Source organism: Kocuria sp. CPCC 205235, assembly GCF_040980905.1.
Taxonomy (GTDB): Bacteria; Actinomycetota; Actinomycetes; order Actinomycetales; family Micrococcaceae; genus Kocuria; species Kocuria carniphila.
The window spans coordinates 148370-168358 of record NZ_JAVKPR010000005.1; the positions used below are offsets into that span (position 1 = coordinate 148370).

Sequence of the window (19989 nt, forward strand, 5' to 3'; positions counted from 1 at the left end):
CGAGAGGTGAGCGCGAACACCCTGATAAAAAGCAGCGGGCCCCGTGCCGACAATACGGCACGGGGCCCGCTTCAGTTCAGGGTTACACCCTACAACCGATTACTGCGTTCAGTCTCACGCGGTCTGCGTGGAACCGCCGGCAGCTGCGATCTTCTCAGCCGCGGAGGCCGAGAACTTGTCCGCGGTGATGTTCAGTGCAACGGAGATCTCTCCGGTGCCCAGAACCTTGACCGGCTGGTTCTTGCGCACTGCACCCTTGGCAACGAGATCGGAAATACCGATCGTGCCGCCCTCGGGGAACAGCTCGCCCAGACGATCCAGGTTCACGACCTGGTACTCGACGCGGAACGGGTTCTTGAACCCGCGCAGCTTGGGCAGACGCATGTGCAACGGCAGCTGACCGCCGGCAAAACCGGCCTTCACCTGGTAACGCGCCTTGGTGCCCTTGGTACCGCGACCGGCAGTCTTACCCTTCGAAGCCTCACCACGACCCACACGGGTCTTGGACTGGTGAGATCCGGGGGCCGGACGCAGGTGGTGAACCTTCAGAGCGTGCTGCTTCTTGCTCCCAGTGTTTTCAGCCATGGTCACTCGGCCTCCTCAACCTCTACGAGATGCGACACGGTATTGATCATGCCCGCGGTCGCTGCATCGGCCTTGCGCTCCACCACGTTGCCCGGCTTCTTCAAACCGAGGGAACGAAGGGTGTCGCGCATGTTCTGCTTCTGACCGACCACGGAGCGGATCTGCTTGATACGCAGTGTGGCACCGTTGGCCTGAATACGCTTTCCGTTCATCAGGCACCTGCCTTCTGGATATCGCGCAGCAGCGGGCCCGGAACAACCTCGTCCATGGGCAGGCCACGACGGGCAGCCACGGAAGCGGGCTCTTCGAGCATACGCAGGGCCTCAATGGTTGCGTGCACGATGTTGATCTGGTTGGACGAGCCCAAGGACTTGGACAACACGTCGTGGATGCCCGCGCACTCGAGTACGGCACGCACCGGACCGCCGGCGATAACACCGGTACCCGGAGTGGCCGGACGCAACATCACGACACCGGCAGCGGCTTCGCCCTGCACGCGGTGCGGAATGGTGCGCTCTTCCACGCGAGGAACCCGGAAGAAGTTCTTCTTGGCTTCCTCGACGCCCTTGGAGATGGCGGCGGGAACTTCCTTGGCCTTGCCGTAGCCCACGCCAACCATGCCGTTGCCATCGCCAACCACCACGAGGGCGGTGAAGCTGAAGCGGCGGCCACCCTTGACCACCTTGGAGACACGGTTGATGGTCACGACGCGCTCGAGGAACTTGTCCTTCTCTTCCTCGCGACCGCCACGGCCACCACGGCCGCCGCGCTCGTTACGACCGCCGCGCTCGCCACGGCCACCGCGCTCGTTGCGGTTACCGCGACCGCCGCGGCCACCGCGGTTGTCCTCGGTTCCCTGCTGAGCCTCAGTAGCTTCGTTGGAAGCGTTGGTGGCTTCGCTCACCTTGGTTTCCTTCTCATTGTTCTGCTCGCTCACAGCGCCAGACCTCCTTCACGGGCACCATCGGCCACCGCGGCCACACGGCCGTGGTACTTGTTACCGCCACGGTCGAAGACAACCGTTTCGACACCGGCAGCCTTGGCGCGTTCGGCGACGAGTTCGCCGACACGCTTGGCCTTGGCGGTTTTGTCCTCCGAGGCGGCCCGCAGGTCAGCTTCCATGGTGGAAGCTGACGCCAGGGTTACACCCTTGTCGTCGTCGATCACCTGAGCGACCATGTGACGCGCGGAACGGGTCACTACGAGACGGGGACGCAGAGCGGTACCGGAAACGTACTTGCGTACGCGGCGGTGACGACGTGCGCGCTGAGCGGACTTCGACTTGCCCTTGATTACGAGAGCCATGATTACTTACCAGCCTTTCCGGCCTTGCGGCGGATCTGCTCGCCGGCGTAACGCACGCCCTTGCCCTTGTAGGGGTCGGGCAGACGCAGCTTGCGGATCTTTGCGGCAACCTGGCCAACCTGCTGCTTGTCGATACCGGCGACGGTGACTTTGTTCGAACCTTCCACGGACAGCGTGATGCCGTCCGGAGCCTCGAACGGAACAGGGTGGCTGTAACCCAGAGCGAACTCCAGGTTGGCGCCCTTGGCCTGAACACGGTAACCGGTTCCGACGATTTCCAGCTGCTTGCTGTAACCCTCGGAGACACCCTGGACCATGTTGGCGATCAGGGTACGAGTCAAACCGTGCAGAGCGCGGGACTCGCGCTCGTCGTTGGGGCGGGCAACCTGAACGGTGCCGTCTTCAACAACCACGGTGATGGGAGCGGCCACGGTGTGAGTCAATTCGCCCTTGGGGCCCTTGACCTTCACCACGGAACCGTCCACAGCGACCTCCACACCGGCGGGCACAGAGATCGGGAGACGTCCAATACGTGACATGTTCTCTTCCTTTCTTTGTTCTGTGCTGCCGATTACCAGACGTACGCGAGGACTTCCCCGCCCACGCCCTTCTTGCCGGCCTGCTTGTCAGTCAGCAGACCCGAAGAGGTGGAGAGGATCGCGATGCCCATGCCGCCGAGAACCTTCGGCAGGTTGGTGGACTTCGCGTAAACGCGCAAACCCGGCTTGGAGATACGGCGAACGCCTGCAATGGAGCGCTCACGGTTGGGGCCGAACTTCAGGGACAGGGTGAGGGTCTTACCGACCTTGGCCGGTTCCTCACTCCAGTCCGCGATGTAACCTTCGGCCTTGAGGATGTCCGCAACCCGAGCCTTCAGCTTGGAGTACGGCATGCTCACGGTGTCGTGGTATGCGGAGTTCGCATTACGCAGACGCGTCAGCATGTCTGCGACAGGATCTGTCATTGTCATGTTTGGGCACATGCCCTTCCTCGTCACGGTTTCCCGACCGGTTACAGCCAGTCGGGACCTCTGACGTCGCGGGAATTAGTTGGTCTTGAACGGGAAGCCGAGCGCCTTGAGCAGCGCGCGACCCTCGTCGTCAGTCTTTGCGGTGGTCACCACGGTGATGTCCATACCGCGCACACGGTCGATCCGGTCCTGGTCGATTTCGTGGAACATGGACTGTTCCGTCAAACCGAAGGTGTAGTTGCCGTTGCCGTCGAAGTGACGGTCGGACAAGCCACGGAAGTCACGGATACGCGGCAGGGCCAGCGTGACCAGACGGTCCAGGAATTCCCACATACGATCGCCACGCATGGTGACGTGAGCGCCGATGGGCATACCTTCGCGCAGCTTGAACTGCGCGATGGACTTCTTGGCACGGTTGACCACGGGCTTCTGGCCGGTGATGGCGGTCAGGTCCTTGATGGCGGAATCCACCAGCTTGGAATCCTTGGCTGCCTCGCCCAGACCCATGTTCACGACAACCTTGGTGATGCGGGGCAGTTCCATGACGTTCGTGTAACCGAACTCTTCCTGGAGTGCCGGCGCAACGGTTTCCTGGTACTTGGTCTTGAACCGCGGGGTCATCTTGGTTTCGGTCGTTTCGCTCATCACAGATCCTTGCCGGTGCTCTTGGACACGCGAACGCGAACGGTCTTCTGCTTGCCGTCACGCTCCACGGTCTCGGTGCGATAGCCCACGCGGGTCGGCTTGCCGGTCTCCGGGTCCACGAGCATCACGTTCGAGATGTGAATGGGAGCCTCGGTCTTGACGATGCCGCCGGCTTCGCCCTGGGCGCTGGCACGCTTGTGCTTGGTCACCACGTTGACACCTTCGACAACCACGCGGGAAGTCTCGGTGATCACACGCAGGACCTTGCCCTGCTTGCCCTTGTTCTGCTTGTTGCCGGAAATAACCTGAACCAGGTCTCCGGTCTTGATCTTGAATTTCGCCATGTCAGAGCACCTCCGGAGCCAGCGAGATGATCTTCATGAACTTCTTGTCGCGCAGCTCGCGGCCCACGGGGCCGAAGATACGCGTGCCACGGGGATCCCCGTCGGTCTTCAAGATCACTGCGGCGTTCTCGTCGAAACGAATGTAGGAACCGTCGGAACGGCGCCTCTGCTTCTTGGTACGGACCACAACTGCCTTGACAACGTCGCCCTTCTTGACGTTGCCACCGGGGATTGCGTCCTTAACGGTGGCGACAATGACGTCACCAATGCCTGCGTAACGGCGTCCGGATCCACCGAGTACACGGATGGTGAGGATTTCCTTCGCACCCGTGTTATCGGCGACCCTAAGCCGCGACTCCTGCTGAATCACTGATTTCTCCTGTCGTCGCGCCGGTTCTCATCCATATCTGGACGATGTCGAGCCTTGCGGAACGGTAGATATTTGAACGCTTCGCTGAACGGTGCTCCCCGTGGCCGTAGGAGGGGCCCGAGGCGTTTTCGCAAAGCACGTACGCGCTGGGTTTGTGGCGTGAGTGATTCGAAGTAATTCAGACGAACTAATCGTCTGCTTCGCTGCCCCACCGAGGATCGGTCTGCTCAACCAGAATCCGTGAACGGGCAACGGCACGCGGTGAACATCGCTTGGCGATGCCGCGTGGTACTTCGCGCGTAAAGCCGCACGAAGACGCTGGTTCATGCCCCGATTTCCCTGCGGAAATCACGGTCCGCCGGGCGGGCCGTGGGGCATTGTGGATTCTGACTCAGCAGTGTCGAAGTCAGTGATGTGGGCACACGTGTGCCACACGCGTACTGATCCACTGTACAGCCCACGGACTGGTAGGTCCAACTGGGCGGTTCCGGCAAAGCCACGGGCCCCCATCCGAAGATGAGGGCCCGTGTGTCGGCTCAGAGCCGGCATGCTTTGTCGATCTCGGGAAGCCTTACTTGGCCTTCTCGATGATCTCCACGATGCGCCAGTTCTTGCTGGCGGACAGCGGACGCGTCTCGGCGATACGCACGAGGTCACCGACACCAGCGGTGTTCTCCTCGTCGTGCGCCTTGATGCGCTTGGACTTACGCATGACCTTGCCGTAGAGGGCGTGCTTCACACGATCCTCGACCTGCACGACCACGGTCTTGTCCATCTTGTCGGAGACTACGTAGCCGCGACGGGTCTTACGGTCACCGCGCTCGGCCGTGGCCTCGTTGTTAACCTGCTCGCTCACTTGGCATCATCCTCAGACTTGGCGGCCTTCTTGCTTTTCTTGGCTGCCTTCTTGTCGGTCTCTACAGCAGTCGCCTGGACCTCTTCGCGGATGCCCAGCTCGCGCTCACGGAGCACGGTGTAGATGCGGGCGATGTCACGCTTGACGGACTTCAGACGACCGTTGCTCTCGAGCTGACCGGTTGCGGACTGGAAGCGCAGGTTGAACAGCTCTTCCTTGGACTTCCGCAACTGCTCGGTCAGAGCACTGTTGTCGAGCTCCGCGAGGTTTTCCATGTTCAGATCCTTAGATCCAATGGCCATTGATCATTCACCACCTTCGCGACGCACGATACGTGCCTTCATCGGGAGCTTGTGGATTGCCAAACGAAGCGCCTCACGGGCGACCTCTTCGGACACGCCGGAGATCTCGAACATGATGCGTCCGGGCTTGACGTTGGCGACCCACCATTCGGGAGAACCCTTACCGGAACCCATACGGGTTTCGGCAGGCTTCTTGGTCAGGGGACGGTCCGGGTAAATGTTGATCCAGACCTTACCGCCACGCTTGATGTGACGGGTCATTGCGATACGCGCGGACTCGATCTGACGGTTGGTGACATATGCCGGGCTCAGTGCCTGGATGCCCCACTCGCCGAACGATACCTGGGTTCCGCCCTTAGCCTGGCCCCGACGCTTGGGGTGGTGCTGCTTGCGGAACTTAACACGACGTGGGATAAGCATTACTTACCACCCTCTGCGTTGGGCGCCTCCGCAGCGTTGTTCTGCTGCGGGGCTGCGGCGGAGTCGTTACGCTCACGGCGTCCGCCACGGTCGTTACGGTCATTGCCACCACGACGACGACGCTCGCCGCCACCGGCGCCACCGCGACGGTCGTTGCGTCCGCGCGAAGACGGAGCAGCGGCCTGCTGTGCAGCCAGTTCCTTGGAGGTCAGGTCGCCCTTGTAGATCCAGACCTTCACGCCGATACGGCCGAAGGTGGTCTTGGCCTCGAAGAAGCCGTAGTCGATGTTCGCGCGCAGGGTGTGCAGGGGCACACGGCCTTCGCGGTAGAACTCCGAGCGGGACATTTCAGCGCCTCCCAGGCGGCCGGCGCACTGGATACGAATACCCTTGGCACCCGCACGCTGTGCGGACTGAATAGCCTTCTTCATGGCGCGGCGGAAGGCCACGCGAGAAGCGAGCTGCTCGGCGACGCCCTGAGCAACCAACTGTGCGTCGGTCTCGGGGTTCTTGACTTCCAGGATGTTCAGCTGGATCTGCTTGCCGGTCAGCTTTTCGAGCTCACCGCGGATGCGGTCAGCTTCGGCGCCGCGGCGGCCGATCACGATGCCCGGGCGGGCGGTGTGGATGTCCACACGCACACGGTCACGGGTGCGCTCGATCTCGACCTTGGAGATACCGGCGCGCTCCATGCCCTTGGACATGAGTTCGCGGATCTTCACATCCTCGCGGATGTAGTCCTTGTAGCGCTGGCCCGGCTGGTTGGAGTCGGCGTACCAGTGCGAGATGTGGTCGGTGGTGATACCCAGACGGAATCCGTTGGGGTTGATTTTCTGTCCCACTTAGCGGACCTCCTCCTTCTCCGGGGTCGCCACGACCACGGTCACGTGGCTCGTGCGCTTGTTGATGCGGTACGCACGACCCTGGGCGCGCGGCTGGAACCGCTTCATGGTGGGGCCCTCGTCCACGTAAGCAGCGGAGACAACGAGGTCTTCCTGCTTGAACGCGAGGCCTTCACGGTCGGCCTTCTGCCGTGCGTTAGCTACGGCGGATTCGAGAACCTTGAATACCGGCTCGGAAGCTGCCTGGGGGGCAAACTTCAGAATCGCCAATGCCTCATTCGCCTGCTGGCCACGAATCAGGTTGACGACGCGCCGGGCCTTCATAGGCGTCACGCGGATGTAGCGCGCAGATGCCTTGGCTTCCATTGCTTTCCTTCTCTCGTCTTGTCGAAGAAGTGCTACGTGCTAACCAGAGGTCAGCGACGCTTGCCCTTCTTGTCGTCCTTCACATGGCCGCGGAATGTGCGGGTGGGAGCGAATTCGCCGAGCTTGTGCCCGACCATCGACTCCGTGATGAACACCGGGATGTGCTTGCGTCCGTCGTGCACGGCGATCGTGTGGCCGAGCATGTCGGGCACGATCATCGAGCGGCGGGACCACGTCTTGATGACGTTCTTGGTGCCCTTCTCGTTCTCCTTGGCGACCTTCAGGTAGAGGTGCTGATCAACGAAAGGGCCCTTCTTGAGGCTGCGTGGCATTAGTCAGGCTCCTTAGCGCTTGTTCTTGCCGGTACGACGACGACGGACGATGAGCTTGTCGCTTTCCTTGTTGGGGCGACGGGTGCGTCCCTCGGGCTTGCCGTTCGGGTTGACCGGGTGGCGACCACCGGAAGTCTTACCCTCACCACCACCGTGGGGGTGATCCACGGGGTTCATGACGACACCGCGGACGGTCGGGCGGATGCCCTTCCAACGGTTACGGCCGGCCTTGCCCCAGTTGATGTTGGACTGCTCGGCGTTGCCAACCTCGCCCACGGTTGCGCGGCAGCGCACGTCGACGTTGCGGATCTCGCCGGAGGGCAGACGGAGCTGGCCGTACTTGCCTTCCTTGGCGACGAGCTGCACGGAGGCGCCGGCCGAACGAGCCAGCTTGGCGCCGCCACCGGGACGCAACTCCACGGCGTGGAGCACGGTGCCCACGGGGATGTTGCGCAGCGGCAGGTTGTTACCGGGCTTGATGTCGGCGGACGGGCCGGACTCGACAACATCGCCCTGCTTGAGCTTGTTGGGAGCCACGATGTAGCGCTTGGTGCCGTCAACGAAGTGCAGCAGCGCAATGCGAGCCGTACGGTTGGGGTCGTACTCGATGTGAGCGACCTTGGCATCAATGCCGTCCTTGTCGTGACGACGGAAGTCGATGACACGGTACTGGCGCTTGTGTCCACCGCCCTTGTGACGGGTGGTGATACGACCGGTGTTGTTACGACCGCCCTTCTTGGGCAGCGGACGCACCAGAGACTTCTCGGGCGTTGTGCGCGTGATTTCTACGAAGTCGGCAACCGACGAGCCACGACGGCCCGGGGTTGTCGGCTTGTGCTTACGGATAGCCATAGTTGAAATTCCTCGTTAAAGTGGTCTCCGCTCAGGCGAGCGGACCGCCGAAGATGTCGATGGAACCTTCCCGAAGGGACACGATGGCACGCTTGGTGGCCTTTCGCGTTCCCCAGCCGAAGCGAGTGCGCTTGCGCTTACCGGGACGATTGAGGGTGTTGACGGACTCGACCTTGACACCGAAGATCTTCTCCACGGCGTACTTGATCTCGGTCTTGTTCGCTGAGGGGTCCACCTGGAAGGTGTACTTACCCTCGTCGATCAGTCCGTAGGACTTCTCGGAGACGACCGGGCGAATGATCACATCGCGCGGGTCCTTGTTGTAGATCGCGCTCACTTGGCGTCCTCCTGGTTCTTACCCGTAGCGGACGCAGCAGCAACGAACGAGTCGTAAGCGGCCTTGGTGAAGATCACGTCGTCCGAGACGAGCACGTCGTACGTGTTGAGCTGGTCTGCGTACACGGCGTGCGTGTTGACCAGGTTGCGCACGGACAATGCAGTGACATCGTCGCTGCGGTCCAGAACAACCAGCACGTTCTTGCGCTCGGTGATCGAACGCAGTGCTTCCTTGGCAGCCTTGGTAGACGGCTCGGAAGCAGTCACCAGATCGGCAACCACGTGGATGCGGTTGTTGCGAGCCCGGTCCGAGAGGGCACCGCGCAGGGCAGCCGCCTTCATCTTCTTGGGCGTGCGCTGCGAGTAGTCACGCGGGGTCGGACCGTGGACAACGCCACCGCCGGTCATGTGAGGAGCGCGGATGGAGCCCTGACGAGCCCGACCCGTGCCCTTCTGCTTGAACGGCTTACGGCCTGCACCGGAAACTTCGGCGCGGGTCTTGGTCTTGTGCGTTCCCTGGCGAGCAGCGGCCAACTGAGCGACGACGACCTGGTGAAGCAGTGCCACGTTGGTCTGCGCGTCGAAGATCTCAGCGGGCAGCTCGACGTTTACGGTTTCAGTTGCCATGGCTTATCAGGCTCCCTTCACTGCGGTTCGGACGAGGACGACCGATCCCTTGGGGCCCGGCAGGGCGCCCTTGATGAGCAGCAGGGAGTTGTCGGCGTCAACAGCGTGAACGGTCAGGTTCATGGTGGTGTGACGGGCGTTGCCCATGCGACCAGCCATCTTCATGCCCTTGAAAACACGTGCGGGGTAAGACGCGCCGCCGATGGATCCCGGCTTGCGGTGGTTCTTGTGTGCACCGTGGGAGGCGCCAACGCCGGAGAAGCCGTGACGCTTCATAACACCGGCGGTGCCCTTGCCCTTGGTGGTGCCGACGACGTCGACCTTGGTACCGGCGTCGAAGATTTCGACGGACAGTTCCTGGCCGAGCTCGTAGTCAGCGGAGTCGGAAGTACGAAGTTCGACGACGTGGCGGCGCGGGGTTACTCCGGCGGCGGCGAAGTGGCCAGCCAGCGGCTTAGAAACCTTGCGGGGATCGATCGCACCGAAGCCGATCTGAACGGCGTTGTAGCCGTCCTTGTCCTCGTTGCGCAGCTGCGTCACGACGTTGGAGTCGGCCTTGACCACGGTCACCGGCACGAACTTCCCGTTCTCGTCCCAGACCTGGGTCATGCCGAGCTTGGTGCCCAGCAGGCCCTTAACCTGGCGTTCGAAAGTGGTAGTCATTGGGGTGCGATCCTTTTTACAGCTTGATTTCGATGTTCACGTCAGCCGGCAGGTCGAGACGCATGAGCGAATCGACGGCCTTGGGCGTGGGGTCGATGATGTCGATCAGCCGCTTGTGTGTGCGCATTTCGAAGTGCTCACGGCTGTCCTTGTACTTGTGCGGCGAGCGGATCACGCAGTAGACGTTCTTCTCCGTGGGCAGCGGGACGGGTCCCACTACCGTGGCGCCTGCGCGCGTCACCGTCTCAACGATTTTCCGGGCCGAGACGTCGATGACCTCGTGGTCATAGGACTTCAGCCGGATGCGGATTTTTTGTCCCGCCATGGCGTCGTGACTCTCTTTCTTCAAGTACTTCCCTGTGTGGAGCTTTCGCTCCTTGTGTTTTGGCGCTTATATCGCCACTTCACACAGGCTGAATCCGGTAGAACCGGGTTCCTCACCCTGCTGAAGCACCGACACCCGAACTCGGGCGTGTCGCGGAAAACGCAAACACGAGTTCGCACAAATAATTTCTATGGTGTCGATTGGATGGCTGTTCACGTGGTTCCCATGGAGGCCATGGCTCGTTGAGGCTGCTTCGGTGTACCGGTTCGCCCGACGCGGTCGGGACCTTTTTACGGGCACACGCCGACACGTGAACAACAGCGACCATTCTGCCAGAGATTTACACGCCTTTGCAAACGCGCTCTTCTCATCCCCCGCCCGCAGGCCGTACGCAAGGCCGACGACGCCGCCGCGGCCGGCCGAGCGTCGTCGTCGCCGTACTGCCGAGACGCGTAAGGCCCCGCCAGCAAGAAACTGGCGGGGCCTTACGGAGTGGTGTATCGGGCTAGCCGACGATCACTTCAGTCATCAGAGATTACTTGATGATCTTGGTCACCTTGCCGGAACCAACGGTGCGGCCACCCTCACGGATAGCGAAGCCGAGGCCGTCCTCCATGGCGATGGGCTGGATCAGCTCAACGCTCATTTCGGTGTTGTCACCGGGCATGACCATCTCGGTGCCTTCGGGCAGCGTGATGACGCCGGTGACGTCGGTGGTGCGGAAGTAGAACTGCGGACGGTAGTTCGAGTAGAACGGGTTGTGACGTCCGCCTTCTTCCTTGGACAGGATGTAGACGTTTGCCTCGAAGTCCGTGTGCGGGGTGATGGAACCCGGCTTGCAGACAACCTGGCCACGCTCGACATCGTCGCGCTTGAGGCCACGCAGCAGCAGACCACAGTTCTCGCCCGCGAGGGCTTCGTCCATCTGCTTGTGGAACATCTCGATACCGGTCACGGTGGTCTTCTGGATCGGGCGGATGCCGACGATCTCGACCTCGGAGTTGATCGGCAGGGTGCCACGCTCGGCACGGCCGGTCACAACGGTGCCACGACCGGTGATGGTGAAGACGTCCTCAACGGGCATCAGGAACGGCTTGTCGGTGTCGCGCTCCGGCTCCGGGATGTTCTCGTCCACGGCCTCCATGAGGTCCTCGACGGACTTGACCCACTCAGCGTCGCCCTCGAGAGCCTTCAGCGCGGACACGCGCACCACGGGTGCGTTGTCGCCGTCGAAGCCCTGGTCGGACAGCAGTTCACGAACTTCCATTTCAACGAGGTCCAGCAGTTCCTCGTCGTCGACCATGTCGGACTTGTTCAGTGCGACCAGCAGGTAGGGAACGCCCACCTGACGGGCGAGCAGAACGTGCTCGCGGGTCTGTGCCATGGGGCCGTCGGTAGCGGCAACCACGAGGATTGCGCCGTCCATCTGAGCAGCACCGGTGATCATGTTCTTCACGTAGTCCGCGTGACCGGGGGCGTCAACGTGTGCGTAGTGACGCTTCTCGGTCTGGTACTCGATGTGAGAGATGTTGATGGTAATGCCGCGCTGCTTCTCCTCCGGAGCGGAGTCGATGGCACCGAAGTCGCGCTGCTCGTTGATGTCCGGGTACTTGTCAGCAAGCACCTTGGAGATCGCAGCGGTGAGCGTGGTCTTGCCGTGGTCAACGTGGCCGATGGTGCCGATGTTGAGGTGCGGCTTGGTGCGCTCGAACTTGGCCTTCGCCATGATGTGTTCCTCCTAGAACATTGAGGTGAGACTTACTCGACGACTCCGAATGTCCGGAGTCTGCTATCACAGCGCATAGCACTGCTGCAGTCGAAACCTGTGCAAGTCTACTTTGGCTTTAGTGGTTTATCGAAATTCGGGGACTAGTCTCCGGTGGGCTTACTCGCCGCGGTTCTTCTGGATGATCTCGTCGGCGACAGCCTTGGGGACCTCCGAATAGCTGTCGAACTGCATCGAGTACACGGCGCGACCCTGGGTCTTGGAACGCAGGTCACCGATGTAGCCGAACATTTCGGACAGCGGCACGAGAGCCTTCACCAGCTTGACGCCGGTGACGTCCTCCATGGACTGGATCTGACCACGACGGGAGTTCAGGTCGCCGATCACGTCGCCCATGTACTCCTCGGGGGTGCGAACCTCCACGGACATCAGCGGCTCGAGGAGCACAGGGTTGGCGCGACGAACGCCTTCCTTGAACACCATCGAACCGGCGATCTTGAACGCCATTTCGGATGAGTCGACATCGTGGTAGGCACCGTCGAGCAGGGTGGCCTTGACACCGACCATGGGGTAACCGGCGAGAACACCCAACTGCATGGCGTCCTGGATACCGGCATCCACGGAGGGGATGTACTCGCGCGGGATGCGGCCGCCGGTCACCTTGTTGTCGAACTCGTAGAGTTCCTCGGCGTCCAGCGGAAGCGGCTCGAAAGCGACCTGCACCTTTGCGAACTGACCGGAACCACCGGTCTGCTTCTTGTGGGTGTAGTCGACCTTCTCCACGGGCTTCTTGATGGTCTCGCGGTAAGCCACCTGCGGCTTGCCCACGTTGGCTTCGACCTTGAACTCGCGCTTCATGCGGTCCACCAGGATGTCCAGGTGGAGCTCGCCCATGCCGCCGATCTCGGTCTGGCCGGTCTCGTCGTTGAGGGACACCGTGAAGGTGGGATCCTCAGCGGAGAGCTTCTGAATAGCGGTGGAGAGCTTTTCCTGGTCACCCTTGGTCTTGGGCTCGATGGCCACGAAGATCACGGGTTCGGGGAAGCTCATGGACTCCAGAACGATGGGGTCCGAGGGATCGCACAGGGTGTCACCGGTGGTGGTGTCCTTCAGTCCGATGGCCGCGTAGATGTGACCGGCGGAGATCTCGTCCACCGGGTTCTCCTTGTTGGAGTGCATCTGGAACAGCTTGCCGATGCGCTCCTTCTTGCCCTTGGTGGAGTTCAGCACCTGCTCCCCGGCCTTGGCCTTACCGGAGTACACGCGGATGTAGGTCAACTGACCGTAGAACGGGTGAGCCGCGACCTTGAACGCCAGAGCAGCGAACGGAGCGTTCGCGTCTGCCGGACGGGTCATGACCTCTTCCTCGTCCTTCACGGAGTGACCCTGCACGGAGAGCACGTCCAGCGGAGTGGGGAGGTAGTCAACGACTGCGTCGAGCATGGGCTGCACGCCGCGGTTCTTGAATGCCGAACCACACAGCACCGGGTATGCCTTGGAGTTGATCGTCAGCTCACGGATACCGTGCTTGATCTCGTCCTGAGTGAGCTCTTCGCCGTTGAGGTACTTCTCCATGAGGTCGTCGTTGGCCTCGGCCACGGACTCGACCAGCTGGTTGCGGTATTCCTCGGCACGCTCCTGCAGATCCTCGGGGATCTCGCGGATTTCGTACTTGGCACCCAGGGACACGTCACCCTTGGAGTCGCCCTCCCACACGAAAGCCTTCATGGTGAGCAGGTCGACAACGCCCACGAAATCGTTCTCGGCGCCGATGGGCAGCTGCAGAACGAGCGGGGTTGCACCCAGACGGGACTTGATGGTGTCCACGGTGAAGTAGAAGTCAGCACCGAGCTTGTCCATCTTGTTGACGAAGCAGATACGCGGAACTTCGTACTTGTCAGCCTGACGCCACACGGTCTCGGACTGGGGCTCAACGCCCTCCTTGCCGTCGAAAACTGCCACGGCGCCGTCGAGCACACGCAGGGAGCGCTCGACCTCGACCGTGAAGTCCACGTGACCGGGGGTGTCGATGATGTTGATCTGGTTGTCGTGCCAGTAGCACGAGGTCGCGGCGGAGGTAATGGTGATGCCGCGTTCCTGCTCCTGCGCCATCCAGTCCATCGTGGATGCACCGTCGTGCGTCTCGCCGAGCTTGTGGTTGATGCCCGTGTAGAACAGGATTCGTTCGGTGGTCGTGGTCTTACCGGCATCGATGTGAGCCATGATGCCGATATTGCGGACCTTGTTCAGGTCGGTAAGCACGTCAAGTGCCACGATGGTTCCCTTCGTAAAGGTTGGTGCCGGGCCCAGGTGTCGACCCCGCTGTTGGCGGGGTCGACACGACTATCGGATTTTACCAGCGATAGTGGGCGAAGGCCTTGTTGGACTCAGCCATCTTGTGAGTATCCTCGCGGCGCTTCACAGCGGCACCCAGGCCGTTGGAGGCGTCGAGGATCTCGTTCTGGAGACGCTCAGTCATGGTGTTTTCGCGACGAACCTTGGCGTAGCCGACAAGCCAGCGCAGGGACAGCGCGGTGGCGCGGCCTGCCTTGACCTCGACGGGAACCTGGTAGGTGGCGCCACCGACACGGCGGGAGCGGACCTCGAGGGCCGGCTTGACGTTGTCGAGGGCCTTCTTCAAGGTTGCGACGGGGTCGGCGTTGGTCTTGTTACGAACACCCTCGAGGGCGCCGTAGACGATGCGCTCTGCGGTGGACTTCTTGCCGTCCTGCAGGACCTTGTTGATCAGCTGCGTGACAACGGGAGAGCTGTAGACGGGGTCTACGACGAGGGGGCGCTTGGGAGCGGGACCTTTACGAGGCATTACTTCTTCTCCTTCTTGGCGCCGTAGCGGGAACGAGCCTGCTGGCGACCCTTGACACCCTGGGTGTCGAGTGCGCCGCGCACGATCTTGTAGCGAACACCCGGCAGGTCCTTCACACGACCACCGCGCACCAGCACGATGGAGTGTTCCTGCAGGTTGTGTCCCTCACCGGGGATGTACGCGGTAACTTCCACGCCGCCGTTGAGCTTGACACGAGCCACCTTACGGAGAGCCGAGTTCGGCTTCTTGGGGGTGGTGGTGAACACACGGGTGCACACGCCGCGCTTCATGGGGTTGCCCTTAAGCGCGGGGGCTTTGGTCTTGACGACCTTGGACGTCCGGCCCTTGCGGACCAGCTGCTGAATAGTTGGCACAGTGCCTCCTGTTTGGGCAGACCTTGCGTTCACCGGGTGAACGGCCTGCTGACTGCGGATTGGTGAGTCACGGAAGCAGGCATGACAAAAAATGGCATCTAGGTACAAACCGCGTACCAAAGGACAGGGTCCAATTTGCCATTGAATCGAAAATGCACACGCTCGTGACCGAGCAATTCCTAGCTACCATAGCAGCTGTCGCGGGCAACTGCGAACTGGCCCCCGAGTCCCCATTGACCTGGAAGACATCGATACGTAATTTTTGAAGATGTCGACTCGTTCAGGACCCACCGCCCGGGCTGACAAGAGACTAGGGGTTGTCAGACTTGTCGCCTGGATCATTGACTGGGTGTGCATCCTCGGGTGGGTGGGTCTCACCGCGGCGGTGGGAGTGCCACTCCATCTGGCGGGCCTCACCGGAGGCCTCAGCTACTTTCAGCTGAATCTGATCGGCGCTCTTGTAGTTGTGGTGCCCGTGGTACTGGCCGCCGCCGTCACCGAATCACGACCGCGCGCAGCAACGCCGGGTAAACGCCTTACGGGATTGCGAGTCTCCAAAGGACACGGCGGCCCATCGGTCTGGGCGGCGCTGGTCCGCAATGCGCTCAAGATCGGGGTTCCGTGGCTCATCGGTCACGCGGCCGTGTTCGCCTTGACCATGCCCGGCGATACGTCCGGTGCCGTGCCGCCCATCGTGTGGCTTCTGACGGCGTTCTCCTACGCGCTTCCGATCGCATACGTCGAGTCCCTGTTCCTGCACACCGGCAGAACCCCGTACGACGCTGCTACGGGCACGTCCGTCGTCAGGGTCCCCACACACCACGGGCACGCGACGATCAGTTCCCCGACGCCGCCAGGTCCTGGGAAATCGCCGCTGCGCACGCGAATAGTTCCGGAATGACCTGAGCCTCCGGGTGCTCGGTGTCCACCCCGGGCATTCCCACGCGCATGGACACGTTGATCGCGGCAACGGTGCGCCCGGTGAGGTCCTTGACCGGAACCGCGGCCGAGCGCAACCCGACTTCCAGTTCCTGGTCGACCACGGCGTACCCCCGTTCCCGCACGCGCTGCAGCTCCTGAACCAGGGCATCACGCTCGGTGGTGGTCCGCCGGGTCAACGGAGAGAGCTCCGCAGTGGTGAGGTACTCCCCCAGCTCCTTGGCGGTGAGTCCTGCGAGCAGCACTCGCCCCATGGACGTGGCATACGCGGGGAACCGGGTTCCCACCGCAATGGCCACGGTCATGATGCGGTGGGTGGCCACCCGAGCCACATACACGATGTCCTGCCCGTCGAGCACGGACAGGGACGTGGATTCCTGAAGCGTGTCCGAAAGATTCTTCAAGTGTGGATTCGCGATCTGCGGGAGCGACAGCGCCGACAGATACGAGTAGCCCAGCTGCAGCACCTTGGGCGTGAGTTCGAACATCCGCCCGTCGGATCGTACGTATCCCAGGGACTCGAGCGTCAGGAGGAACCGGCGGGCGGTGGCTCGCGTCAAACCCGTGTGGCGCGCGACGTCCGAGAGGGTCATGACGGGTTGAGCGGCGTCGAAGGCGGAAATCACGGACAGCCCGCGCGCAAGCGACTGGACGTACTGGCTCTTGTCGGCGGAGTCTGCGTCGGCACTCACGGGGGCTCCAAATCACACGGGTCGAGCACGGGTTTTGTCGAAAGCAACTTCGATTAAAGCAAGGCGGGGGCGGAACCTCGAAAGTTCCGCCCCCGCGCTGGCGTCAGTTGGCGGGCTTCAGCTCGATGTCGACCAACTCGGTGAGTTCGTCGAAACCGATGCCGAAGGTCTCGCGCACGCGCACGCCGTCCTCCTCGATGAGGAACACAGCCTTGTCCGTGTAGATGCGAGACACGCAACCCACACCGGTCAGCGGCATATCGCACTCTGCCACCAGCTTGGACTGGCCCTTCTTGGTTTGCAGGGTCATCATCACAAAGGTCTGCTTGGCGCCGGTGGCCAAGTCCATGGCACCGCCCACTGCGGGGATGGCGCCGGGCTTGCCGGTGTGCCAGTTGGCCAGGTTGCCGTTCTGGTCCACCTGGAAGGCACCCAGGACACAGCAGTCCAGGTGACCGCCGCGCATCATCGCGAAGGAGTCAGCGTGGTGGAAGTAGGAACAACCCTCGGTCTCGACCACGGGGATCTTGCCCGCGTTGATGAGATCTGCGTCGACCTCGTCGCCCTTGGCTTCCGCGCCCATGCCCAGCATGCCGTTCTCGGTGTGCAGGGTGACGTCGTCCTCGGGGGACATGTAGTTGGAAACCAGCGTGGGCTGGCCGATGCCCAGGTTGACGTAGGCGCCGGCGGGGATATCGCGGGCTACGACCTCTGCGAGCTCTTCGGGGCTCAGTGCGTGATCACTGTTCTGCGGGGCGCTCATGCCGCACCTTCCTCTCGCGGGTCTACCTGCTTGGGAGCTTCGAGCTTGACCACGGTGTCCACGTAGATACCGGGGGTCACCACGACTTCGGGGTCGATCTGACCGCGCTCGACGATCTCGCTCACCTGCACGATGGAGTGCTTGGCAGCGGCCGCCATGATGGGGCCGAAGTTCCGAGCGGTCTTGCGGTAGACCAGGTTGCCCGCGGTGTCAGCGGTGTGTGCCTTGGTCAGGGAGAAGTCCGCGTGGATGGGGTATTCGAGCACCTGGTGCTTGCCGTCCAGTTCACGAACTTCCTTGCCCTCGGCCAACGGGGTGCCGTAGCCGGTGGGCGTGTAGAAAGCACCGATACCGGCACCGGCGGCGCGAATTCGCTCGGCCAGGTTGCCCTGCGGCACGACCTCGAGCTCGATCTCGCCGGCGTGGTACTTCTCGTCGAAGTGCCACGAATCCGCCTGACGCGGGAAGGAGCAAATGATCTTCTTCACGCGGCCGAGCTGGATGAGCTTGGCCAATCCCACGTCACCGTTGCCGGCGTTGTTGTTGACCACGGTGAGGTCCTTGGCGCCGTTCTCGATGAGCGCGTCAATGAGCTCAACGGGCTGCCCGGCAACACCGAAGCCACCGATCATCACGCAGGCGCCGTCGTGGATGGGCTCCACGGCCGCGGCCACGCTGTCTGCAATATTCAGCATGAGCTGTATGTCTTTCTTAGTTTGGTCTGTGTTGAGCGCTTAGCCCTTGGCGTTTTCATTCTCGAGCACCACGGCGAGGCCCTGACCCACGCCGATGCAAAGGCTGGCCACGCCCCACCGTTCGCCGGACTCTTCGAGACGACGTGCCAGGGTGCCGAGCACGCGGGTACCGGAGGCGCCGAGCGGGTGACCGATCGCGATCGCACCGCCCCACGTGTTCACGATGCTCTGGTCCACGCTCCACTGGCGCAGGCACGCAAGCGACTGTGCGGCGAACGCTTCGTTGAGTTCTACCGCGGCGACGTCGTCCCAGGAGATGCCCGCGCGCTTGAGCGCGAGGTTGGCGGCCTCGACCGGTGCCTCACCGAAGAACTGGGGTTCATTGGCCGCAGCCCCGCGACCGGCGATGCGTGCGATGGGTGCGCTGCCGAGCAGATCCGCGCCCTTCTCGCTGCCCAGCCACGCGGCGGACGCGCCGTCGTTCATGGGGGACGCATTACCGGCGGTGACCGTGGCGTCCTCGCCCGTGCGGAACACGGTGCGCAGACCGGACAGGGTCTCCGCGGTGGAGTCCGCGCGAACGGTCTCGTCGCGAGTCAACTCGACGCCGCGCTTGGTGTTGGGCTTCACGCTCACGGTGAGGTTGTCGTACTTGCCCTCGTCCCAGGCCTTGGCGGCGAGCTGGTGCGAGCGAGCGGCGAACTCGTCCTGGTCCTCACGGGAAATGTTGTGCTTCTCGCGCAGCTGCTCGGTGGCCTCGCCCAGGGAGACGGTCCAGGCATCCGGCATTTCCGGGTTCACAAGGCGCCAGCCCAGGGTGGTGTTGGCGAGCTTGAGATCCTGCATCGAGAAAGCGCGTTCGGTCTTGGGCAATACCCACGGAGCGCGGGACATGGATTCCACGCCACCCACCAGCAGCAGGTCCCCCTCACCCACCTCGATCTGACGCGAAGCCATCATCGCGGCGTCCAGGGACGAACCGCACAGGCGGTTGATCGTGGAGCCGGGCACCGAGGTCGGCAGACCCGCGAGCAGGGTGGCCATGCGGGCCACATTGCGGTTTTCTTCGCCGGCGCCGTTGGCGTTACCGAAATAGACCTCGTCGATCTTGGAAGCGTCCAGCTGGGGAGCGCGCTCCACCATGGTCTTGACCACGAGGGCGGCCAGATCATCGGGGCGATGGCTGGACAGCGCGCCGCCCACCTTGCCGAACGGGGTGCGGACTGCGTCGTACACGTAAGCGTGGTTCATGTGAATCCTCACGGTTTGGGCTCACCCGGTCTTCCGGGGCGACACCGTCTCCATTGACCGACGACGCCGCGTTGCGTGGTTCCAGAATAACCGAATGTGCGCGCCATGTGAACACCTGTACGCATAGCGAACAAAATTGACGGACTGTTGCCGCTCTTGCGATGTATTTCGGGCTACTCCCCCCACACACCCATGTCCGCCAGTACTTTCTGCGCGTGCTTGAACGCGTTGTTGGCAGACGGCACGGAAAGGTAGATGGCCGACTGGAGCAAGATCTCCTTGATCTCATCCGGGGTCAGGCCGTTGCCGATGGCCGCGCGCACGTGCATTTCGAATTCTTCCCAGTGCCCGGCCGCAATCAACGCGGTCAACACGCACGCGCTGCGCATACGACGGTCCAGTCCAGGGCGGGTCCAGATCTCACCCCACGCATAGCGGGTGATGAAGTCCTGGAACTCCTCGGTAAATTCGGTCTTGCCTGCCTCCGCACGATCCACGTGGGCGTCGGAGAGCACCTCGCGGCGCACTGTCATGCCCTCACTGTGGGCCTGGGACTGGGTGCGTTCTGAACGATCGGTCATGATG

At 62.4% G+C, this 19989-nt stretch carries 30 protein-coding genes; 1 reads left to right on the top strand and 29 read right to left on the bottom strand.

Going from position 1 to position 19989, the window contains the following annotated elements:
• Positions 1-114: 114 nt before the first annotated feature.
• The 24 genes from rplO to rpsL all read right to left on the bottom strand — a co-directional run bounded on the left by rplO (position 115) and on the right by rpsL (position 15064).
• The gene (gene rplO, locus RF638_RS05740) at positions 115-585 is read right to left on the bottom strand and encodes a 50S ribosomal protein L15 (protein WP_095796666.1); all 471 of its coding nucleotides are present in this window, start codon (positions 583-585) and stop codon (positions 115-117) included.
• Between the two features lie 2 nt (positions 586-587).
• Entirely contained in the window at positions 588-797 is a 210-nt protein-coding gene (gene rpmD, locus RF638_RS05745) for a 50S ribosomal protein L30 (RefSeq protein WP_095796592.1), read from the bottom strand.
• Positions 797-1522 (bottom strand): 30S ribosomal protein S5, encoded by a 726-nt coding sequence (rpsE, locus tag RF638_RS05750; RefSeq protein ID WP_095796591.1) that lies wholly within the window; start codon positions 1520-1522, stop codon positions 797-799. Before rpsE ends, rpmD begins: the two co-directional genes overlap by 1 nt.
• Complete coding sequence (rplR, locus tag RF638_RS05755) at positions 1519-1890, bottom strand: 50S ribosomal protein L18 (RefSeq protein ID WP_016997064.1); 372 nt, start codon at positions 1888-1890, stop codon at positions 1519-1521. The genes rpsE and rplR overlap by 4 nt, the downstream gene beginning before the upstream one ends.
• A 2-nt stretch (positions 1891-1892) precedes the next feature.
• Positions 1893-2429 (bottom strand): 50S ribosomal protein L6, encoded by a 537-nt coding sequence (rplF, locus tag RF638_RS05760; protein WP_095796590.1) that lies wholly within the window; start codon positions 2427-2429, stop codon positions 1893-1895.
• Between the two features lie 32 nt (positions 2430-2461).
• Positions 2462-2860 (bottom strand): 30S ribosomal protein S8, encoded by a 399-nt coding sequence (rpsH, locus tag RF638_RS05765; RefSeq protein ID WP_095796589.1) that lies wholly within the window; start codon positions 2858-2860, stop codon positions 2462-2464.
• A gap of 75 nt (positions 2861-2935) precedes the next feature.
• Positions 2936-3505: a 50S ribosomal protein L5 gene (rplE, locus tag RF638_RS05770; protein ID WP_095796588.1), complete on the bottom strand. Its 570-nt coding sequence runs from the start codon at positions 3503-3505 to the stop codon at positions 2936-2938.
• On the bottom strand, positions 3505-3849 hold the full coding sequence (rplX, locus tag RF638_RS05775; RefSeq protein WP_095796587.1) for a 50S ribosomal protein L24: 345 nt from the start codon (positions 3847-3849) through the stop codon (positions 3505-3507). Before rplX ends, rplE begins: the two co-directional genes overlap by 1 nt.
• A gap of 1 nt (position 3850) precedes the next feature.
• Entirely contained in the window at positions 3851-4219 is a 369-nt protein-coding gene (gene rplN / locus RF638_RS05780) for a 50S ribosomal protein L14 (protein WP_095796586.1), read from the bottom strand.
• Positions 4220-4790: 571 nt separating this feature from the next.
• Positions 4791-5075 (bottom strand): 30S ribosomal protein S17, encoded by a 285-nt coding sequence (gene rpsQ, locus RF638_RS05785; protein ID WP_016997057.1) that lies wholly within the window; start codon positions 5073-5075, stop codon positions 4791-4793.
• Positions 5072-5377, bottom strand: a complete 306-nt coding sequence (rpmC, locus tag RF638_RS05790; RefSeq protein ID WP_016997056.1) for a 50S ribosomal protein L29 — start codon at positions 5375-5377, stop codon at positions 5072-5074. Before rpmC ends, rpsQ begins: the two co-directional genes overlap by 4 nt.
• A 3-nt stretch (positions 5378-5380) precedes the next feature.
• Positions 5381-5797, bottom strand: coding sequence for a 50S ribosomal protein L16 (gene rplP / locus RF638_RS05795; protein WP_016997053.1), 417 nt, complete (start codon positions 5795-5797; stop codon positions 5381-5383).
• Complete coding sequence (gene rpsC / locus RF638_RS05800; protein WP_016997051.1) at positions 5797-6639, bottom strand: 30S ribosomal protein S3; 843 nt, start codon at positions 6637-6639, stop codon at positions 5797-5799. Before rpsC ends, rplP begins: the two co-directional genes overlap by 1 nt.
• The gene (gene rplV, locus RF638_RS05805; RefSeq protein WP_016997049.1) at positions 6640-7005 is read right to left on the bottom strand and encodes a 50S ribosomal protein L22; all 366 of its coding nucleotides are present in this window, start codon (positions 7003-7005) and stop codon (positions 6640-6642) included. It abuts the gene before it with no gap.
• 50 nt (positions 7006-7055) lie between these two features.
• On the bottom strand, positions 7056-7337 hold the full coding sequence (rpsS, locus tag RF638_RS05810) for a 30S ribosomal protein S19 (RefSeq protein WP_016997047.1): 282 nt from the start codon (positions 7335-7337) through the stop codon (positions 7056-7058).
• Positions 7338-7349: 12 nt separating this feature from the next.
• Positions 7350-8189: a 50S ribosomal protein L2 gene (rplB, locus tag RF638_RS05815; RefSeq protein WP_095796585.1), complete on the bottom strand. Its 840-nt coding sequence runs from the start codon at positions 8187-8189 to the stop codon at positions 7350-7352.
• A gap of 31 nt (positions 8190-8220) precedes the next feature.
• Positions 8221-8526: a 50S ribosomal protein L23 gene (rplW, locus tag RF638_RS05820; protein ID WP_016997045.1), complete on the bottom strand. Its 306-nt coding sequence runs from the start codon at positions 8524-8526 to the stop codon at positions 8221-8223.
• A complete protein-coding gene (rplD, locus tag RF638_RS05825) occupies positions 8523-9152 on the bottom strand; it encodes a 50S ribosomal protein L4 (RefSeq protein WP_129702096.1) in 630 nt (209 codons plus the stop codon). Before rplD ends, rplW begins: the two co-directional genes overlap by 4 nt.
• A 6-nt stretch (positions 9153-9158) precedes the next feature.
• On the bottom strand, positions 9159-9815 hold the full coding sequence (gene rplC, locus RF638_RS05830) for a 50S ribosomal protein L3 (protein WP_095796583.1): 657 nt from the start codon (positions 9813-9815) through the stop codon (positions 9159-9161).
• A gap of 16 nt (positions 9816-9831) precedes the next feature.
• On the bottom strand, positions 9832-10140 hold the full coding sequence (rpsJ, locus tag RF638_RS05835) for a 30S ribosomal protein S10 (protein ID WP_003803825.1): 309 nt from the start codon (positions 10138-10140) through the stop codon (positions 9832-9834).
• A gap of 535 nt (positions 10141-10675) precedes the next feature.
• Positions 10676-11866 (bottom strand): elongation factor Tu, encoded by a 1191-nt coding sequence (gene tuf / locus RF638_RS05840; protein WP_095796582.1) that lies wholly within the window; start codon positions 11864-11866, stop codon positions 10676-10678.
• Positions 11867-12025: 159 nt separating this feature from the next.
• On the bottom strand, positions 12026-14140 hold the full coding sequence (gene fusA, locus RF638_RS05845) for an elongation factor G (RefSeq protein WP_095796581.1): 2115 nt from the start codon (positions 14138-14140) through the stop codon (positions 12026-12028).
• 79 nt (positions 14141-14219) lie between these two features.
• A complete protein-coding gene (rpsG, locus tag RF638_RS05850) occupies positions 14220-14690 on the bottom strand; it encodes a 30S ribosomal protein S7 (RefSeq protein WP_095796580.1) in 471 nt (156 codons plus the stop codon).
• A complete protein-coding gene (gene rpsL / locus RF638_RS05855) occupies positions 14690-15064 on the bottom strand; it encodes a 30S ribosomal protein S12 (protein WP_016998029.1) in 375 nt (124 codons plus the stop codon). Before rpsL ends, rpsG begins: the two co-directional genes overlap by 1 nt.
• 268 nt (positions 15065-15332) lie before the next feature.
• On the opposite strand from rpsL, the gene RF638_RS05860 reads away from it, so the two are divergent.
• On the top strand, positions 15333-15965 hold the full coding sequence (locus RF638_RS05860) for an RDD family protein (protein ID WP_368841578.1): 633 nt from the start codon (positions 15333-15335) through the stop codon (positions 15963-15965).
• Here RF638_RS05860 and RF638_RS05865 read toward each other — a convergent pair.
• From RF638_RS05865 to pcaC, 5 genes are all read right to left on the bottom strand, one after another.
• Positions 15901-16695, bottom strand: a complete 795-nt coding sequence (locus RF638_RS05865) for an IclR family transcriptional regulator C-terminal domain-containing protein (RefSeq protein ID WP_095796578.1) — start codon at positions 16693-16695, stop codon at positions 15901-15903. The two genes, RF638_RS05860 and RF638_RS05865, sit on opposite strands and share 65 nt — an antisense overlap.
• Positions 16696-16798: 103 nt before the next feature.
• A complete protein-coding gene (locus RF638_RS05870) occupies positions 16799-17458 on the bottom strand; it encodes a 3-oxoacid CoA-transferase subunit B (RefSeq protein ID WP_368841579.1) in 660 nt (219 codons plus the stop codon).
• Positions 17455-18153: a 3-oxoacid CoA-transferase subunit A gene (locus tag RF638_RS05875; RefSeq protein ID WP_016998027.1), complete on the bottom strand. Its 699-nt coding sequence runs from the start codon at positions 18151-18153 to the stop codon at positions 17455-17457. The genes RF638_RS05870 and RF638_RS05875 overlap by 4 nt, the downstream gene beginning before the upstream one ends.
• Positions 18154-18192: 39 nt before the next feature.
• A complete protein-coding gene (locus RF638_RS05880) occupies positions 18193-19404 on the bottom strand; it encodes an acetyl-CoA C-acyltransferase (protein WP_368841580.1) in 1212 nt (403 codons plus the stop codon).
• A gap of 173 nt (positions 19405-19577) precedes the next feature.
• The gene (gene pcaC / locus RF638_RS05885) at positions 19578-19985 is read right to left on the bottom strand and encodes a 4-carboxymuconolactone decarboxylase (RefSeq protein ID WP_259915694.1); all 408 of its coding nucleotides are present in this window, start codon (positions 19983-19985) and stop codon (positions 19578-19580) included.
• Positions 19986-19989 lie beyond the last annotated feature (4 nt).

Bases quoted from the DNA above. Each gene is read 5' to 3' on its own strand.
- rplO (WP_095796666.1), bottom strand. From the start codon at position 585: ATGGCTGAAAACACTGGGAGCAAGAAGCAGCACGCTCTGAAGGTTCAC.
- rplF (WP_095796590.1), bottom strand. From the start codon at position 2,429: ATGTCACGTATTGGACGTCTCCCGATCTCTGTGCCCGCCGGTGTGGAG.
- rpmD (WP_095796592.1), bottom strand. From the start codon at position 797: ATGAACGGAAAGCGTATTCAGGCCAACGGTGCCACACTGCGTATCAAG.
- RF638_RS05870 (WP_368841579.1), bottom strand. From the start codon at position 17,458: ATGAGCGCCCCGCAGAACAGTGATCACGCACTGAGCCCCGAAGAGCTC.
- rplB (WP_095796585.1), bottom strand. From the start codon at position 8,189: ATGGCTATCCGTAAGCACAAGCCGACAACCCCGGGCCGTCGTGGCTCG.
- rplP (WP_016997053.1), bottom strand. From the start codon at position 5,797: ATGCTTATCCCACGTCGTGTTAAGTTCCGCAAGCAGCACCACCCCAAG.
- RF638_RS05875 (WP_016998027.1), bottom strand. From the start codon at position 18,153: ATGCTGAATATTGCAGACAGCGTGGCCGCGGCCGTGGAGCCCATCCAC.
- rpmC (WP_016997056.1), bottom strand. From the start codon at position 5,377: ATGGCCATTGGATCTAAGGATCTGAACATGGAAAACCTCGCGGAGCTC.
- rpsH (WP_095796589.1), bottom strand. From the start codon at position 2,860: ATGACAATGACAGATCCTGTCGCAGACATGCTGACGCGTCTGCGTAAT.
- rplD (WP_129702096.1), bottom strand. From the start codon at position 9,152: ATGGCAACTGAAACCGTAAACGTCGAGCTGCCCGCTGAGATCTTCGAC.
- rplR (WP_016997064.1), bottom strand. From the start codon at position 1,890: ATGGCTCTCGTAATCAAGGGCAAGTCGAAGTCCGCTCAGCGCGCACGT.
- rpsG (WP_095796580.1), bottom strand. From the start codon at position 14,690: ATGCCTCGTAAAGGTCCCGCTCCCAAGCGCCCCCTCGTCGTAGACCCC.
- rplE (WP_095796588.1), bottom strand. From the start codon at position 3,505: ATGAGCGAAACGACCGAAACCAAGATGACCCCGCGGTTCAAGACCAAG.
- tuf (WP_095796582.1), bottom strand. From the start codon at position 11,866: ATGGCGAAGGCCAAGTTCGAGCGCACCAAGCCGCACCTCAACATCGGC.
- rpsJ (WP_003803825.1), bottom strand. From the start codon at position 10,140: ATGGCGGGACAAAAAATCCGCATCCGGCTGAAGTCCTATGACCACGAG.
- rpsS (WP_016997047.1), bottom strand. From the start codon at position 7,337: ATGCCACGCAGCCTCAAGAAGGGCCCTTTCGTTGATCAGCACCTCTAC.
- rplC (WP_095796583.1), bottom strand. From the start codon at position 9,815: ATGACTACCACTTTCGAACGCCAGGTTAAGGGCCTGCTGGGCACCAAG.
- pcaC (WP_259915694.1), bottom strand. From the start codon at position 19,985: ATGACCGATCGTTCAGAACGCACCCAGTCCCAGGCCCACAGTGAGGGC.
- RF638_RS05860 (WP_368841578.1), top strand. From the start codon at position 15,333: ATGTCGACTCGTTCAGGACCCACCGCCCGGGCTGACAAGAGACTAGGG.
- rplX (WP_095796587.1), bottom strand. From the start codon at position 3,849: ATGGCGAAATTCAAGATCAAGACCGGAGACCTGGTTCAGGTTATTTCC.
- RF638_RS05880 (WP_368841580.1), bottom strand. From the start codon at position 19,404: ATGAACCACGCTTACGTGTACGACGCAGTCCGCACCCCGTTCGGCAAG.
- rplV (WP_016997049.1), bottom strand. From the start codon at position 7,005: ATGGAAGCCAAGGCATCTGCGCGCTACATCCGCGTGACGCCTATGAAG.